General features: G+C 58.5%; 15 protein-coding genes. 14 read left to right on the top strand and 1 reads right to left on the bottom strand.

The window, feature by feature from the left end; genetic code table 11:
* Window positions 1-59: 59 nt before the first annotated feature.
* Window positions 60-707 carry a hypothetical protein gene (locus tag QP324_RS11365; protein WP_284816103.1) on the bottom strand — a complete coding sequence of 216 codons (648 nt, stop codon included), beginning with the start codon at window positions 705-707 and terminating at the stop codon, window positions 60-62.
* 150 nt (window positions 708-857) lie between these two features.
* On the opposite strand from QP324_RS11365, the gene QP324_RS11370 reads away from it, so the two are divergent.
* The 14 genes from QP324_RS11370 (at window position 858) to QP324_RS11435 (ending at window position 17571) form a co-directional block, all read left to right on the top strand.
* Window positions 858-1403 (top strand): DUF177 domain-containing protein, encoded by a 546-nt coding sequence (locus tag QP324_RS11370; RefSeq protein WP_284765811.1) that lies wholly within the window; start codon window positions 858-860, stop codon window positions 1401-1403.
* Window positions 1400-2170, top strand: coding sequence for a ribonuclease III (rnc, locus tag QP324_RS11375; RefSeq protein ID WP_239277409.1), 771 nt, complete (start codon window positions 1400-1402; stop codon window positions 2168-2170). Before QP324_RS11370 ends, rnc begins: the two co-directional genes overlap by 4 nt.
* 2 nt (window positions 2171-2172) lie before the next feature.
* Entirely contained in the window at window positions 2173-2988 is an 816-nt protein-coding gene (mutM, locus tag QP324_RS11380) for a bifunctional DNA-formamidopyrimidine glycosylase/DNA-(apurinic or apyrimidinic site) lyase (RefSeq protein WP_284816104.1), read from the top strand.
* A gap of 53 nt (window positions 2989-3041) precedes the next feature.
* Window positions 3042-4541 carry a sodium:alanine symporter family protein gene (locus QP324_RS11385; protein WP_239234713.1) on the top strand — a complete coding sequence of 500 codons (1500 nt, stop codon included), beginning with the start codon at window positions 3042-3044 and terminating at the stop codon, window positions 4539-4541.
* Between the two features lie 16 nt (window positions 4542-4557).
* A complete protein-coding gene (locus QP324_RS11390; RefSeq protein WP_284597138.1) occupies window positions 4558-4842 on the top strand; it encodes an acylphosphatase in 285 nt (94 codons plus the stop codon).
* Window positions 4843-4920: 78 nt separating this feature from the next.
* On the top strand, window positions 4921-8442 hold the full coding sequence (gene smc, locus QP324_RS11395) for a chromosome segregation protein SMC (protein WP_284816105.1): 3522 nt from the start codon (window positions 4921-4923) through the stop codon (window positions 8440-8442).
* 89 nt (window positions 8443-8531) lie between these two features.
* Entirely contained in the window at window positions 8532-10442 is a 1911-nt protein-coding gene (ftsY, locus tag QP324_RS11400) for a signal recognition particle-docking protein FtsY (protein WP_284816106.1), read from the top strand.
* Window positions 10443-10815: 373 nt separating this feature from the next.
* Complete coding sequence (locus QP324_RS11405) at window positions 10816-13794, top strand: DUF4040 family protein (RefSeq protein WP_284816107.1); 2979 nt, start codon at window positions 10816-10818, stop codon at window positions 13792-13794.
* Window positions 13794-14270 (top strand): sodium:proton antiporter, encoded by a 477-nt coding sequence (locus QP324_RS11410; RefSeq protein ID WP_005325274.1) that lies wholly within the window; start codon window positions 13794-13796, stop codon window positions 14268-14270. Before QP324_RS11405 ends, QP324_RS11410 begins: the two co-directional genes overlap by 1 nt.
* Window positions 14270-15811: a monovalent cation/H+ antiporter subunit D family protein gene (locus QP324_RS11415; protein WP_284816108.1), complete on the top strand. Its 1542-nt coding sequence runs from the start codon at window positions 14270-14272 to the stop codon at window positions 15809-15811. Before QP324_RS11410 ends, QP324_RS11415 begins: the two co-directional genes overlap by 1 nt.
* Entirely contained in the window at window positions 15812-16345 is a 534-nt protein-coding gene (locus tag QP324_RS11420) for a monovalent cation/H+ antiporter subunit E (RefSeq protein WP_239277418.1), read from the top strand.
* A complete protein-coding gene (locus QP324_RS11425; RefSeq protein WP_239277420.1) occupies window positions 16342-16632 on the top strand; it encodes a cation:proton antiporter in 291 nt (96 codons plus the stop codon). Before QP324_RS11420 ends, QP324_RS11425 begins: the two co-directional genes overlap by 4 nt.
* A gap of 3 nt (window positions 16633-16635) precedes the next feature.
* Window positions 16636-17004 (top strand): Na+/H+ antiporter subunit G, encoded by a 369-nt coding sequence (locus tag QP324_RS11430; RefSeq protein ID WP_239277421.1) that lies wholly within the window; start codon window positions 16636-16638, stop codon window positions 17002-17004.
* 228 nt (window positions 17005-17232) lie between these two features.
* Complete coding sequence (locus QP324_RS11435; protein ID WP_005325265.1) at window positions 17233-17571, top strand: P-II family nitrogen regulator; 339 nt, start codon at window positions 17233-17235, stop codon at window positions 17569-17571.
* The last annotated feature ends 45 nt before the right edge of the window (window positions 17572-17616 follow it).

The raw sequence follows: 17616 nt of genomic DNA on the forward strand, positions 1-17616 counted from the left end.
GTCGTACACCGTCTGCCCACCCACCAGGGTCTTTATGTTTTCCTACCAGTGCGGGCAGTTCAGGAAGTTGCGTGGGAGCGAGGATGTGTGGTGGGCACTGCCGTATTCGCTGCATGGGGAGCAGCTGTTAACGGCGTGTGTGCAGACGTGGCGCCGCCTTCCTTCCCCGAGGTGAGATGCGCAGGCGCGGCGGATTGGACGGCCATACATGCTGCAATGACTGCGGTCACTAAGCCAGGGAAAAGGAATGCAACGAGTGCGGTAAAGAAATAGGAAGACAGTGACGTCAAAGAACTATCACTAAAGTTCTGCGGAAAGCACACCGCGCACATACTCACTAGCGCACCTGTGGCAACTAGCATGGTGCCTACAGAAATAAGCGCGGTAGGAATGGTCTCCCGTGAGAACCAGGTAATGGCGCCTGCGCTTAGGGAAAAGATGAGTGCGCCGGTAAGCACCGAAAGATCCATGCCAGTGGGCAATACCAGGATGGTGCCAGCAATTAAACCAGCAACGATGCTGCAGATAAGTGCAGTAAATAGGCGAATCCCACTAGCGCCATAGATGCCTGAACGGTCCGGCTGTGGAGTGGCGTGTACGAGCGTGCCGGAAATGGTTAATACCGCGGCAGGAAGGCAGCTGAACATGACGAATCCGAGTGCGATGCTGCGTGGATCCGGGGAGGCTAGCGCCAAGTGGTAAGTCATGTCTCCACACTAAAGACGGCTTTGGCTTGGGAAAAGGCTACTCCGGAAAGGCATAGGCCCTTTTACTTTAAACGACAGACTCTTGACAGAAAGTTTGCCTGTGCTGGCCGCTAGGCGGAGTTTGCGGGGCAAGGTAGACTACCTAGTGTTATGACATCACCATTGAAGTTCGATGTGGGCGAATTGTTGAACGCCCAAGGCGCTGACGCACTGCCGGAGCAACGCACCCAGACCGGCCCCGCACCTGAGAGGATCGGCGTCGAGATGATCGCCATTCCGAAGGGCGAGGAGCTCACCGTAGACGCCACCTTGACCCCTCTAGGTGCAGGTGTCTTGGTGGATGCCAACGTATCTGGACGGCTGACAGGGGAATGCTCTCGGTGCTTGAAGGAACTGCACCCAGAGCTGGACTTGCATGTCACGCAGGTCTTTGCTGCCGATGAATCCTTCGTCTCTGGCGATGATCCTGCAACCGATGATGAAGGTTCCGGAGATGAGATTCCGGAGATCGAGGATGATGAGCTGGACCTTTTGCAGGCCGTGATCGATGAGGCAGGCCTCAACCTTCCCTTCGCGCCGGTGTGTGAAGATGGCTGTGAGATTGACACGCCTGAAGGCGTGACCACCGGTATTTCTGGTGAAGAAGAGGAAGATAAGGTCGATCCCCGCTGGGCTGGTTTGGAGAAGTTCCTATGAGCCGCAAAAAGAAGCTAACCGGGGAAGAGGCACTGGCAGCCGAATTTGCTGCAGTAGACCACACCCCACTGTTGGAATCGCTCGGCGTGGAGTTGAAGCCGGAGCACCTGCGTTTGGCGCTTACTCACCGCTCTTTTGCCAATGAGAATGGGCATTTGCCTAATAACGAGCGCTTGGAGTTTCTGGGCGATGCGGTGCTGGGCCTGTCGGTGGCCTCTCAGCTCTACATCACTTATCCTTCTCGTCCGGAATCGGATATTTCCAAGATGCGTGCCTCGATCGTCTCGCGTTACGGACTATCGGATATCGCCCGTGAGATAAACCTCGGCCCGCACATTTTGCTGGGCAAGGGCGAGCAGTCGACCGGTGGCCGCGATAAGGATTCCATCCTTGCCGATACCACCGAGGCAATCTTTGGCGCTATCTACCGCGAGCATGGATTCGAAACTGCGCGAGATGTCATCCTGCGCCTATTCGCAGAAAAGATCGACAACGCCACTGTGAGCGGTCGCCACCTAGATTGGAAGACCACTTTGCAGGAGCTGTGCGCCGAGCTTAAGGCACCAATGCCGGTCTACTCGGCTACCTCCACCGGCCCAGAACATGACCAGACCTTTAACGCGGTAGCCACCGTTGCTGGTCTGACCGTGGGCAATGGAGTGGGACACAATAAGAAGCTGGCCGAGCAGCAAGCAGCTCAAGAGGCGTGCCAGACCCTCCGCGAAACCCCGCTTTTGGTGCAGGGCACCGCGCATAAAGAAGGCTAAGTATGCCGGAACTGCCGGAAGTCGAGTCCGTCCGCCGGGGTCTTGAGCCCCACGTGGTGGGGCGGACTTTTGAGTCTGTGCACGTCCTACACCCGCGTGCCAACCGTGGCCAAGATGAGCCACTTCCCGGTCTTCTTGTCGGTAAAGAGATCGCTGCTGTGGCTCGGCGGGGAAAGTTCATGTGGCTGGAATCTGTGGGCGAAGATTCCATGGATCCCCACCGCGACGTCCTCTTCATCCACTTAGGCATGTCGGGCCAGGTTCGAATCGGTGCGACCGATTCGCCGCATCTGCGCATTAGCGCTCAGCTAAGCGGTAGGGTAGAGCTTAGCTTTGTAGACCAGCGCACCTTTGGATATTGGCTCTATGCACCGTGGGCGAAGATCTCGCACATAGGCATTGACCCGTTGGAACCAGATTTCGACATTGTGGCAACCGCCCGGCGCCTGCGGACAAAGAAGACTGCAGTAAAGACCGCACTCTTGGATCAAACCTTGGCTTCTGGAATCGGCAATATCTATGCCGATGAATCCCTGTGGGCGGCACAGATTCCGCCCCGCAAAAGGGCATCGACGTTGCGGCAAAAGGATGCCGTTGCCCTGCTCGAAGCGGCCCAGGAGGTCATGGCCGCCGCCCTAAAAGTGGGTGGCACGAGCTTTGATTCCTTGTACGTCAACGTGAATGGTGAATCGGGATACTTCTCGCGTTCCCTGGCCGCGTATGGGCGGGCTGGCCAGCCCTGTCAGCGCTGCGGAACGCCCTTGGAGCGCTGCGTAATTTCAGGACGTTCCACCCATTTCTGCCCCCATTGTCAATAAGTTATGGCGCATGGGGTTCACGTTGTGAACCTCAAGGCAGTAAATTATTCTGCATGGATTTTCTTGAAAATGTCGTAACGACATTTAATGACGGCGTCTGGTCGTGGATTCTGCCCTGGCTGCTCATCGCTGCGGGCCTATTCTTCGGCATCCGTACCGCGTTGGTGCAGGTGCGCATGGTGCCGGACATGTTCCGCGCCGTCGTCGAGCGACCCAAGGGGGAAGGGCGCGATGAGGACGAGGACTATGGCGGCATCTCTGCTTTCAAGGCCTTCACTATTTCGGCCGCTTCCCGCGTTGGCACCGGTAACGTGGCCGGCGTGGCCGTGGCTATTTCCGTGGGCGGCCCAGGTGCTGTCTTTTGGATGTGGCTCATCGCCATCCTTGGTGGTGCAACTGCATTTATCGAGTCCACCCTGGCGCAGCTGTGGAAAGTGCGCGATGGCGACGGGTACCGCGGCGGCCCGGCGTACTACATGAAACGCGGCTTGGGCTGGGGCCCGCTTGGCGCGCTTTTCTCCATCGCTATCGCCTTTACCTTTGGTTTGGTCTACAACGCCTTTCAGACCAACGCCATTGCAGATGCGGTGTCCTTCTCCTTTGACCGCGATGACACCATGTTCCGCTCCATTATCGGTGTTGTTATTGCCGTGGTTGCGGGCCTCATCATCTTTGGCGGCGTGAACCGCATTGCCAATATCACCCAGATCATCGTGCCTTTTATGGCGGTGGCCTACCTGCTTATCGGCGGCTTTGTAGTCATCACCAACTTTGACAAGGTGCCGGGAATGATTGGCGATATTGTCGGTCACGCGCTAGGCATTAAGGAAATCGCAGGCGCGGGTCTCGGCGCGGCCATGATGAAGGGCATTCAGCGCGGACTGTTCTCTAATGAGGCCGGTGAAGGCTCTGCTCCGAACGCAGCGGCTACCGCGGCAGTGTCCCACCCGGTCAAGCAGGGGCTGGTCCAGACCCTCGGCGTGTACTTTGACACCTTGGTGGTGTGTACCATCACCGCCTTCATCATCTTGCTGGGGCCGGAGATTGCCTACGGTGCTGAAGCAGAGGGCGTCTCCTTGACCCAGGCGGCATTGTCTTCTGAGGTGGGCGAATGGGGAATCCACTTCGTCAGCTTCATCCTCTTCTTCCTGGCTTTTTCCTCCATCCTGGGCAATTATTACTTGGCGGAATCTAACCTGGAGTACCTCACCCAGAGCAAGCCTGCGCTGGTAATTTTCCGCCTCGTCGTGCTTTTCTTTGTCTGGTTCGGCGCAGTGGGCTCTCTGCCGCTGGTCTTTGCTTTGGCCGATACCGGTGCGGCAACCATGGTGATCCTCAATATCATCGCCATCGTGCCACTATCCGGTGTGGCGATTAAGCTGCTCAAGAATTACAACGAGCAGCGCAGCCACGGCATTGACCCAGTATTCCACCGCGATATGATGCCGGAGCTGAAGGGCGTAGAGTGCTGGGACGGATCGGATCCTGTCACTCGCCGCAGCGAGGAGGATCGCCGCGTGTTGCGCGATAAGGGACACCACGACCGCTATTAGAAATTAGGAAGGCAGCATGGCACTGGAAAGAATGACCGCTTTTGTCCACGGGAACGTCCAAGGCGTGGGCTTTCGTTGGTGGACGCGCTCTCGTGCCCTTGAGCTCGGCTTGAGTGGGCATGCCACCAACCTGAGCGATGGCCGGGTGCAGGTGGTAGCAGAAGGTCCGCGGGAGAAATGCGAGGAATTACTGGGACTCCTCAATGAGCAGCCGAGTACTACCCGCCGCCCGGGAACGGTGGATCTGGTTGTCGAACAGTGGGCTGCCCCTAAGGGCGAATCTGGTTTCATCGAACGTTAACTCGCAGCACAAGCCCGCTGGAGCGAACCGCCAGGCTCGGCTGGGCAGCTGCGTTCAAGGCTTGCTAAACTTACCCAAATGCACCTGAAATCGCTGACGCTGAAAGGCTTCAAATCATTCGCGTCGGCGACGTCTCTGAAATTTGAGCCAGGAATTTGCGCCGTCGTCGGGCCAAATGGCTCCGGCAAGTCCAATGTGGTGGACGCCCTGGCCTGGGTTATGGGTGAGGGAAGCGCCAAGACGCTGCGCGGCGGAAAGATGCAGGACGTCATCTTCGCCGGCGCTGGTGATCGCAAAGCGCTGGGGCGCGCCGAAGTCACCCTCACCATCGATAATGCGGACGGTGCGCTGCCAATCGAATACTCGGAAGTATCGGTCACCCGCCGCATGTTCCGCGATGGCGCCAGCGAATACGAAATCAATGGCTCCAAAGCGCGCCTGATGGATATTCAGGAGCTGCTTTCTGATTCCGGTATTGGCCGCGAGATGCACATTATCGTCGGCCAAGGCAAGCTTTCTGAGATCCTAGAATCGCGGCCCGAGGATCGGCGCTCGTATATCGAAGAGGCCGCGGGTGTGCTCAAGCACCGCCGCCGCAAGGAAAAAGCGCAGCGCAAGCTCACCGGCATGCAGGCCAATTTGGATCGTCTGCAGGACCTTACTGATGAGTTGGGCAAGCAGCTCAAGCCTTTGGCTCGCCAGGCTGAGGCCGCGCAGCGCGCCGCCACTGTGCAGGCTGATCTGCGCGACGCCCGCCTGCGCTTGGCAGGAGATAGGGTGGTGCGCCTGCGCAGCAAGTTTCAGGAGACCGAGCGCGCGGCCGAGGTTTTGGCCGAGCAAGTAGAAGAAGTTACCGCGCAGCTGGAAGAAGCAACAGGTTCGCAGCTAGAAGTGGAAGCCCAGCTGGAGGAGGTAAACCCCAAGGCGGATGCTGCCCAAAAGCTGTGGTTCGACCTGTCCACGCTGTCCGAGCGCATTTCCGCGACCCAGCGCATTGCGGAGGAACGAGCGGCCAATGCCGGCGCGCAAGTGGCCTATTCCGGCCAGGATCCGGATGACCTAGAGGCAAGGGCTGCCCGCGCGGACGAAGAACATGCAGAGCTTCTCGCCGCAGCGGAGGAAGCTGCGGAACGCCTGGAGGCTATCCGCGAAGAGGTAGCAGAGCGCCGTGAGGCATTCGAGGCAGCCGAGCGCGAACACATGGCGCAGCTGCGTGCCATTGCGGATAGGCGCGAGGGCGTCGTCCGTCTCATCGCCGCGGAAGAAAAGGCGGCAGGCCAGGTTACTTCGGCCGAAGAGGAGCTGGCGCGCCAAGAGGAGACCCTGACTTCTACCAAGCAGCGCACCCAAGCCGCCCAGGCGGAGGCCGATGAGGTAGCGGATAAGTTGCAGTCTTTGGCCGGCGAGCGTGAGCCGCTGGAGGAAGCCCATGTGCGGGCGGCCAGTGAATCGGGTGCGGCCGATAAGCGTTTGGAGCAGCTCCGCGATGAGCAGCGCGAGCGTGAGCGCGCTGTCTATACCTTGCGTTCCCGCATCGATACCTTGGCTCAGACTGCGCCGGAAAAGATTGAGGTAGGCGAGCATTTCCAACCGTTGGCCGATTTCATTACCACCAAGTACGAGACCGCGGTAGCAGCCGCGTTGGGTGCTTTTGCAGAGGCCCAGGCCGGCGAGATTTCTGCCCAGCTGATTGCGGACTTAGAAAAGGGCACGCGCTCCGCGCTTATCGACGTCTCCGCGGCCGCCCCCGCCACTTCCTGGCGCGTGGATGCGACTTTGCCCGCAGGAACCTCGTGGTTGCTCGACCACATTGTGGTGGTCCCGGAAGTTTCCGCAGCGCTGCACCGCCTCCTTGCGGATGTAGTGCTCGTCTCCGATGTCGCGGAGGCGAAAAAGTTGGTGGCCGAGGACCCCCGCCTGCGTGCCGTCACCGAATCCGGCGTGGTGTTGGGTGAAGGTTGGGTAGAAGTAGGCACCGGTGCCTCATCCACCGTCGAGGTTTCCGCCCGCATCGCGGAGGCAGAGGAGCAGTTGGAATCTGCCACGCAGGAGCTGGAAGAACTCTCCGGCACGCTTGAGGGCGCGAAGATCGCGGCGGAGGATGCCCGGGTGACTGCAGCCTCGGCGAAGGCTGCCTTGCGCGAGCATGATACTGAAGTTGATGCGTGGAAACGCGATCACCAGCGCCTGCTCAAGCAGTACGAGGCCAATAAGAATGAGCACGAGAAGGCCGCGGCGCGGGCTACCGAGATCGAGGTCAAGCTCACCGAGGCCCGCACGCAGCTTGCCGACGCCCGCGATAGGCTCGCCCGCGTCGATGCGGACGAGCAGCCCGACGAGCCCTCTTCGGTAGAGCGCGACGAGGCCTCCGCAGCATTAGAGCAGGTCAAGTCCATGGAAATGGAGGCGCAGGTGGCAGCCCGCTCGGCCCAAGACCACGTGGGTCAGGTAGCGGGGAAGGGGGAGGCGTTGCGTCGCCAAGCGCAGCATGAACGCCAAGCCAAGGCCCGCCATGAGCAAGCCATGGCGCGGCGCAAGGCCCAGGGAGAGTTGGCCGGTGCGGTAGCCAAGCATTCACGCGATCTGGCCGCGCGCGCCACGCAGCTGCTTGAGCGCGCTACCTCTGAGCGCGATGACTACTTTGCGCAGCGCACCTCCCTCAACTCGCAGCTGCAGCAGGTCAAGCAACACGTCTCGGCCGCGCGGCAGCAGCTGGACCGGCTGACCAATCGCGCCCATGACTCGGAAATTGCTCGCTCCCAGGCGCAGGTGCGTGTGGACGAAGCAGAAGCCAAGATTGTGGAACAGCTGGGCATTGCGATTTCGGATCTCTTGCAGGACTACACTCCAGGCGAAGATTTCGACCGCGGGGCGGAAAACGCGCGCTTGAAGCAAGCAGAAAAGGACCTCAATTCATTAGGCAAGGTCAATCCGCTCGCACTGGAGGAATACAAGGCTTTGGAGGAGCGCTATTCCTTCCTTTCCACCCAGTTGGAGGATGTCATCCAAGCCCGCAAGGATCTTACGGGCGTTATCGAGGATGTAGACGCGCAGATCTTGCAGCTGTTTACCGATGCGTGGCACGACGTCGAAGCAGAATTTCCCAAGGTTTTCCAGACCCTATTCCCCGGTGGCGAGGGGCGCCTCATTCTCACAGAGCCGGACGACATGCTCACCACCGGCATCGAGGTGGAAGCGCGCCCACCGGGCAAGAAAGTCAAGCGACTCTCCTTGCTATCTGGTGGCGAGAAGTCGCTTACTGCGCTTGCGATGCTGGTAGCTATCTTCCGCGCCCGCCCCAGCCCGTTCTATGTTATGGACGAGGTTGAGGCAGCGCTTGATGACGTCAACCTGCGCCGCCTCATTGCCCTCTTTGAGGAGCTGCGTAAAGACTCGCAGCTAATCGTCATTACGCACCAAAAGCCGACGATGGATGTCGCCAACGTCCTCTATGGCGTAACCATGCGCGGCGATGGCGTTACTCGCGTGATTTCGCAGCGCATGAATCCCGCAGGCAGCGCCCCTGGAACGGAGCAAGCCAGCGAGGATGCCACTCGCTTGGGCGTAGATGCTCCCCGCGGTGACGAGGTGGGGAAGTAGCCTGGGTTCGTCGACTTCCCGCAGGGCCCCTTCCGCGTTAGGAGGGGGTTTGGCGTGCCGCGAGCTGAGAAGACTGGCACTATAGAGGCATGAATTCTTTATGGTTATGGATCGGCATTGCGATCGTCGTCATCGTGCTGATTATTCTTCTCGTGGTAATCGGCAAAAAGCGCGGCGACGCCAAGAAGGTGTCCTTTGATAAGCCTGCTGAGGAAGAACCGAAGCAGCTGACCCAGGAGCAAAAGTCCGGCAACTATCAAGCTAAGTCCGGCTTTAACTTCGCTCCTGCTGGCGGCGCTAAGGAAGCGCAGAAAGCCCCGGTTCAGGCGGACAAGCCAGCACAGGCGCAGCAGGCAGCTAAGGCAGAACCGAATGCTACCGACATCGCCAATGAGCAGCTCAGCGGCAAGACCTCACAGTCTAAGGAAAACCCGAAGGCGCAGGCTAAACCGCAGGCTGATAAGCCACAGCCTGCCCAGCCTACGACTGATGTCACGGCAAACAAGCCCGTGGCAGACAAGCCTGCGGCAGAGGAACCAGAAACCAAGCCGGCACCTCAGCAGGGGAAGCCGGCGAAGACCGACAAACCGGCAGAGCCTTCTAAGCAGGCCCAGGCCCAAGCGCCAGCGGAGGAGAAGAAGCAAGCGGCAGAATCTTTCGCTGATAAGGAAGACAAACCACTGTCCAAGGGAACTGGCGCTGCCGCCGCGGCAGCGACTGCTGGCGCGGCTGGATTAGCGGGCGCGGCAACTGCGGCGCCGGAAAGCGAAGAATCGCACGCGGACCGTGCCCCAGAAAAGGCTGAGCAGCCAGAAGCTGCACCCAAGGCAGAAGAGCCAGAAGACGTCGTCTCCGTGGAGAATGCTGAGGTAGAAGAGGAGTCCCCAGTCTTCGACGAGGTTGTTGAAGACAATGATGCCGAAGACATCGAGGAGCGGGTGGACGACCGCGAGGAAGCCGAAGAAGCCGCAGCCGCTGCCGAGGCGCAAACCGGTGCAGCTGAAGCTGCCAAGGAACAGACCGAGGCTCCAGAGGGGGAACCTGCTCCAGCGCCAGCTCCGCAGGATGATATTGCACCCGCCGGTGGGCGTCTTGGCCGCTTGCGTGGCCGCCTTTCGCGCTCGCAAAATGCCATCGGCCAGGGGCTCATGGGAATTTTGTCCGCAGGCGATCTGGATGAAGACGCCTGGGAGGAAGTCGAAGATACGCTCATCATGGCGGATTTGGGCACCAAGTCCACGATGAAGGTGACCGATTCCCTGCGCGAGAAGATCGCTGAGCGCGGCGTTTCCAGCGAGGATGAGGCACGTGCCATGCTGCGCGAATGCCTGATTGAAGCTGGCCACCCAGAGATGGATCGCTCCATTAAGGCCATGCCGAATGAGGGCAAGCCAGCCATCGTAATGGTCGTCGGTGTCAATGGCACCGGAAAAACCACAACCACCGGCAAGCTTGCTCGCGTGCTAGTAGCCATGGGCCACAAGGTCCTTTTGGGTGCGGCCGATACTTTCCGAGCTGCGGCCGCTGATCAGCTTGAGACGTGGGGTCGCCGCGTTGGCGCCGATACCGTGCGCGGCAAGGAAGGCGCTGACCCAGCATCGGTAGCCTTCGATGCGGTAGCAACCGGCGTGGAACAGCAAGTAGATGTGGTCTTGGTCGACACCGCAGGCCGCCTCCATACCTCCACGGACTTGATGGACCAGCTAGGCAAGGTCAAGCGCGTGGTAGAAAAGAAGACCGATGTGGACGAGGTCCTGCTGGTATTGGATGCCACGGTGGGGCAAAATGGCCTTACGCAGGCACGAATCTTCCGCGAGGTAGTAGATATCACCGGTGTGGTCCTCACCAAGCTGGACGGCACCGCCAAGGGTGGAATCGTCTTCCAGGTACAAGAAGAACTGGGTGTTCCAGTCAAGCTTGTGGGCTTGGGCGAAGGCGCCGATGATCTCGCGCCATTCGAGGTTGAAGGCTTCGTCGACGCCCTGTTGGGTGAGAAGTAGCAGCTAACCTTGCAACTCCCCCCCTGCATACCGGGTGCCACGTACGTGCGCTACGGTGTGCTGGGGGAGCTTGTCGTTTTTATAGTCCCGGTGCAGCGTGCAGCAGTCTCGGGAATTCTTTTCGCTTTCATCTCTCCGTCTTTTCACAGACTATGCAAAAAGGCCTATGTAATTGGTGCGGGAATAAGTCCTGCTGAGCGCCTGTGAATTCTCTGCCTGCGAGCGTAATTGTGGCGGTTGTGCTCGCCTTTTAAGAAGCGTAGGGGAGTGCTGCAATGTGGTTTGACCTTGGCGGGAATGGTAGCCTGAAAGGGCTGTATTTAATGCGAAATTCGCATTAAACCTAGATCAAGGTTCGTGAGGCAAGTATTTCGTGACGCTACTTTATGCAGTCCTCCTCGCGGCGCTGGCAGTGATCTTGGCACCGGTAACCGTAAAGGTTATTGACCGAAAGGCAGGCTATCCACTAGCTGGCCTTTTTCTTATTGCAGCGGTCCTTATCGCCAAGGAATTTCCTGCCATTGCAGCCGGGGAGGAATTAAGTTTCCACGCCACTTGGGTGCGTGATTTCATCGCACCAGGCGTCGACGTAAGTTTTGCTCTCCGCGGGGACGCGTTGAGCATCTTCTTCGCTATGTTGGCGCTGGTCATTGGCGCCGTCGTTTTCACGTATTCGGCGGCCTATCTGCCCAAGAATGAGGGCAACACCAGCTTTTATACCTTGATGACAGCGTTCACGCTGTCCATCTTGTTGCTGGTTCTGGCCAACGACGTGGTGGTTTTGTTCCTTGCCTGGGAGCTAGTCTCCTTGGCTTCGTTTATGTTGATTGCTCGCTCCGGTTCCGGCGGCGAGGCTGGTTCGCAGCGGACACTGATCCTGACCTTCATTGGCGGATTGACCCTGCTGACCGGCTTGGGTATTGCTGCGACGGTGACCGGATCGACTACCGTTTCTGATATCTTGGCGTCCCCTGTATGGACGGAACGCCCAGGGATAACGGCAGCCGTAGCAGTGTTGATTGCGGTGTCCGCCTTTACTAAGGCGGCACAGTTCCCATTCCATTTCTGGTTGCCAGAGGCTATGGCCGCCGCCACCCCGGTATCGGCCTTCCTTCACGCAGCAGCAGTGGTCAAGGCCGGTGTGTACCTGCTTATTCGTTTTTCCACCATCTTCCACGATGTGGCGGTGTGGAATTGGTTGCTCATCGTCGTAGGCATGGGCACCGCGGTGATGTCCGCGGTATTTGCAGTGCAGAAGACGGATTTGAAGAAGCTTACGGCCTATTCCACCGTCTCCCATCTGGGTTGGATCGTTGCCACCATCGGTGTGGGCACCCCGTTCGCTATCGCCGCCGCGTTGGTCCATACTCTGGCCCACGCGCTGTTTAAGTCCTCGCTGTTTATGCTCATTGGCGTTATCGACCACGAGGCTGGGTCGCGCGATATTCGCCGCCTTGGACCACTGTGGAATAAGATGCCGTGGACTTTTGGTTCCGTAGTAATTGGTGCAGCCTCGATGGCTGCGGTGCCACCGCTTCTGGGCTTTGTGTCCAAGGAAGGAATGCTCACCGCGTTTGAGGACGCCCCGATTGGCGGCGCGGGCCAGGTAATCCTACTCATCGTTGCTGGTATCGGTGCCTTCTTTACCTTTACTTACTCCGCAAAGATTGTCTTCGGCGCCTTCTTCGATGGACCTCGCGACATGGGAGATGTCCATGAAGCCCCAGTGTCGCTGTGGCTGCCCGCAGCTTTGCCGGGCTTTATGTCTCTGCCGCTGGTATTTGTGCTCGGGCTCTTTGATGCCCCGATCGATGATGCAGTGGCTGCCGTGGGATTGGAGCATCATTCGCACCTTGCCCTCTGGCACGGGCTCAACGTTCCTTTCCTTATCTCGCTAGTAGTCCTCATCCTCGGTATTGCCGGTATCTTTGCCCGCAAGAAGATGTGGGCAAGCTTTGAAGCTCACGAGTTCATGCCGCGCAGCGGCAATGATTTGCTGTATTCCTTGATGAAGGGCTGCTCCCAGTTGGGGCGCGTTCTGGGCAAGATGTCCGACTCGCATAATCCATCCCGCCACATGCTGCCGATTGTCATTTTGATCATCGTGCTGGCTGCTACCACTCTCATCCGCGATGGCGTTGACGGGGTAGCACTGCAGCCACGGGTGGATGGTCTGGATAACCCATGGGACCTGCTGCCACTGGGCATCATCGCCCTAGCGATGTTTGGGCTGGTGCGCACCCAGAACCGCTTGACCGGTGCCATCATGATTGGCATTGCCGGCTCGGGCGTGACGCTGCAGATGTTCCTGCTAGGCGCACCTGACGTGGCCCTCACTCAGTTTATGGTGGAAGCCCTGTCTGTCATCGTCATGATGATGGTGCTGCGCTACCTGCCAGAAACCTTCCATCCGGTGAAGAACAAATCCCGCAAGACCGGCTCCATCGTCATTGCGGTCTTGGCCGGTGTGGCTGCGTTCCTGGGCGTGTGGGGACTCATGGGCCGCCACGAGCGCTCCGATTTGGCCATATGGTACCTGGACAATGCTCCGGATATCACCGGCGGCGACAATGTTGTCGCTACGATTATCGTGGAATTCCGTGCACTCGATACCTTGGGCGAGCTTTCCGTTCTGGGTATGGCTGCGGTGGTTATTGCAGCCATCACTACGACGTTGCCGCGATTCCCGTTCAAGTCGGGTACACGCCCAGCACCGTTTGGCCAGTCCCAGCTGAACTCCGTGCCATTGCGCAAGGGCGTGCACGTTGTCATCCCGCTGTTGGTCATTATGTCCGTCATCGTTTTCTTCCGCGGGCACAATGCCTCCGGCGGCGGCTTCCCCGCGGCGCTGATCATGGGTGCAGCAATCGGGCTTATCTATCTGTCCCGTGGCTCTGATGAAATTGTTTTCGGCCGCATGACTCCGATTCGCCTGACCGGTATCGGCATCATCACCGCCTTGATCGCCGGCTTTGTAGGCTACTTGCACCACGGCATTGGCAATGGTGGCTTCCTGGCTGCAATCCATGCCGAAGCCTTTGGCCAACACTGGACCACCTCTCTCATCTTCGACTTGGGCATCTACTTAGCGGTGCTGGGTATGTTGACTATGGCGATTAACGCATTGGGCGGCTACCTGCGCCCAGGAACGGAGCGTGAATTCTTGCCATGGGTTCATGATGATGATTCCGCGCTGCCGACGACTCCACGCATTTCGCTTGAAGACGTCGACGATCCGTACCCAGACCCGATCAACCCTTCGACCGATCCGTTGGCCTTGCTGACGCCTTCGGAAGCAAAGACGAAGAGGAAGAATAAGCGCTCCGCGGCTAACCGGGGAGGGGAGAAGTAATGATCCTTGCACTGACTATTGCTTTACTCATCGGCAGTGCTGTCTATCTCATCCAGCAGCGCGGCCTGGTACGCATCGTGTTGGGCATGATGGCCTTTGGCCACGGTGCCAACCTGATGCTGCTGGCTACGGGCGTGTATTCCTACCGCGGAGAGTCCTTCCCATCCCAGGTTCCGCACGATCAGATGGCCGACCCGCTGCCGCAGGCCTTCGTGCTGACCGCCGTTGTTATTTCCATGGCAACCTCGACCATCTTGTTGACGATGGCGGCCATGGGCAAGAACGACGACACCGACGTGGTGGAGCCGGTTGATGACAACACCATCGACCATGCCTTTTCGACCTTGGGTCGAGACGCCCAAAATCGCCAAATTTTGGAAGAGTCCACCAATCAGCTGGACCGAATTGGTCAGGTGGACCACAACACTCCCGTTGCAGAACGCGGGGCAACTCAACAGAAGGAGGATGACAAATAATGGCTGATGCTGTAGCTCAACTCCTTCCGCTATTTCCAGCGGTCCCGCTGATTGCAGCGGCCTTCGCACTGCTGGCACCGTGGCGTGCGGTACGCGATTCCATCATGCTTATCATCCCGGGTGTTGGAATTTTCGCCGGCCTGGGCCTGCTCATCTACACCATGAACAATGGGGTAGTAGCCCACACCGTTGGCCTCTACCAAGGCAATGTGGGTATCCCGTTTGCGGCGGATGCCTTCTCCGCGTTGATGATCATTACTACGATGATCGTCGCTTTTGGTGCCAACTGGTTTGCCATTGTGGGCGGGGAGACAAAGTCTCGCTACTATCCTTCGCTCACCCTGATTTTGATCACCGGTGTGTGCGGTGCATTGCTCACCGCCGACCTCTTTAACTTCTTCGTCTTTATTGAGGTCATGCTTCTGCCGTCCTATGGCCTTATCACCATGTCTGGTACGTGGTCGCGCTTGGCAGCCGGCCGTGCCTTCGTCTTGGTTAACCTTTTCGCCTCCACCTTGTTGGTTGTTGGCGTAGGTTATATGTATTCGGTTACCGGTGCGGTCAACCTAGGCGCGCTGAAGGGCGCAGCGGCAGGCAATGGGCCGGTGACCGTGGCAGCAGGCTTGATCCTCATTGCGATTACCGCCAAGGCCGGCGTGTTCCCCGTGCAGTCGTGGCTGCCACGCACCTACCCGGGAACCTCCGCCGCGGTGATGGGCCTGTTTTCCGGCTTACACACCAAAGTGGCTGTCTACATGCTCTACCGCCTCTACGTGCAGCTATTCGATCTGGAACAGCGCTGGAATGTGTTGATCATCGTCATCATGATTATCTCCATGATGATCGGCGCCTTTGGTGGCCTAGCGGAAAATTCCATCCGCCGCGTCCTCGGCTACCAGATGCTCAACGGCATGCCTTTCATTTTGGTCATGCTTGCGTTTACCTCTGATGACCCTCGTCGCGCCCTGGCAGCTGGCATCATGTACACGATTCACCACATGGTGACCGTTGGCTCGCTGATTTTGGCCTCTGGTGCCATTGAGGAGACCTACGGCACAGGCTTGCTCAGCAAGCTTTCCGGCCTTGCTCGCCGCGACTCCATCATCGCGTGGATTTTCGCTGCCGGTGCATTCTCCGTCGTGGGCTTCCCACCGTTCTCGGGCATGTGGGGCAAGCTGATGATTGTCTTCGAGATTGCCCGCGTGGGCGGTGCTTGGGCCTGGATTGCCATCGCGGCCATCATCATCGCTTCCTTCGCTGCCTTCTTGGCTATGCTGCGCGTATGGCGCAAGGTCTTCTGGGGCAAGGGTCTGCCGGAGGACAAGGTCCCGGATGAATTGGTCATCCGCAAAAAGCTCATGGCCCCATCCGCGGCTCTCATCCTTGGTTCGCTGTGCATGTTCATTTTCTCCGGCATCGTCCTCGATGTTGTGGATGCCGCAGCGGAGCAGCTGCTGGACACTAACGCATATACTGAAACCGTCTTGGGTGACGAGCCGACTGCCGTTCCCAATATCGATGAAATCCAGGAGGGCCGTTAAATGAACGCAATTGTGTATGCATTGTGGCTCATCAAGGAGATTTTCGTCGCCGGCATTAGCTTGGCATTGGCGGCTTTCAAACCCGATACCGAATACAACCCGGTTATCATTCGCTACCCACTGCGCGTGACTAGCGCCTGGGAGATCTTCTGGTTTACGTCTTCCATTACCGCAACCCCGGGCACGCTCTCGCTCGGTTTGCGCGAACCGCCCCGCAAGGGGCTGCCGCGCATCGTGCTGGTACAGGCCGTCCAAGGATCCGATCCAGCGGGAATCGTCGCTGATCTGGCTGATATGGAACAGCGCCTCGCCCCGCGGGTTAAGGACATCGACTACGGCGTCCCGGGTCAAGGGGAGACTACAGAATTGGATGAGGCGTTCTACGAGTACCCGCTCGAGTCCGTGGGACGCTATATGCGCTCGCCTGACTTGGCACGGGCGGAGGACACTCCGCTTTCAGAAAGCGAAGCGGACGTCGAAAAGCCAAAGCGCCGCGCCCGCAACGTACAACGCAGAAAGGAGACCGAGCGATGATTGACTTTGCCACATTGTCCCCGTTCGGCTGGGTCGTATTTGTATGCGTATTCATCATGGGCATCGCCACGTGGTGCGGCGTGCTGCTGGGGCTTCGTACGCGCGATGAGCTCACCCGCGCCATTACGTCGGACATCGTTTTTTACGGCATGATCTGCATGTATTTAGCCTGGTCGATGACCAATAATGCCCCGATGGCGTATTACATTGCACTCCTCGCAGCCATTGCGGCAGGTGTGCTACCGACGCTATCGATGGCCCGCATTATTTCGAAGGGCAGGCGATAAACCATGGCCATTTCTGAAATTATCGCTTCGGTCCTGCTTATCATCGCTACCCTCTTGGTGGTCGCAACGGTGGTGTCTTTGTGGCGAGCGCCCGATGCCTTGACCCGTGCCAACCTGCTGGGCCCTACCGTGGGACTTGCGGTACCGCTGATCATCGTGGCTAAGCTAGTAGTGGACTTTGGCCGTGATGGCTTTTCGCTGTGGCTGCTCATCCAGGCACTGATCGCCTGCTTCGGTGTATGGATCATCGGCTCAGTAGGTTCCTTTTATCTGGGCCGTTCCATCTATGGCGTAACCGTCACCGACGTCAAGCACGCCAAGCACAACAATAAAGAAGTTCAGACCGTACAAGCAGAGGAAGACGATATCTAGTCTTTTCCAGCTCCTTCTGGCGGCGAGCCTTTTCTGCTCCTGCGCGTAGCTGCGGGGGAGGAGAGGAGCTCGTCGCTTTTCGGTTGCACAGTGGGTCTTCTGAACCCACCAGCGCCCTAGATTCGCAATGTGGATAAAGTTGCACAGCAATTGCCGTGCTCGGGCTAGAATGGGTGCACATTATTCGGTGCCTCTAGACCCGCCCCGAAGAGATAGCAAGGAGTAACAATGAAACTCATCACGGCCATCGTTAAGCCCTTCACCCTGCCGGAAATCCGCCAGGCTTTGGAGCAGCAGGAAGTTCGCGGCCTCACTGTTACAGAAAGCCAGGGCTTCGGGCAGCAACGTGGGCACAGCGAGGTATACCGAGGGGCAGAATACGCCACTGACTTTGTACCTAAGGTCAAGCTGGAAGTTGTTGCGGCGGATGACCACGTCGAAGACATCATTAACGCCATTGTGGATGCTGCCTACACGGGCAAGATCGGCGACGGCAAGCTGTGGGTAACACCAGTTGAAGATGCTATTCGCGTGCGCACTGGCGAGCGCGGCGAGGCGGCACTCTAAGCCCGCATGCATACCGCCGCACAGATTCGCGCCGAGGCCCATGCC

Source organism: Corynebacterium sp. UMB0012, from assembly GCF_030216265.1.
GTDB lineage: Bacteria > Actinomycetota > Actinomycetes > Mycobacteriales > Mycobacteriaceae > Corynebacterium.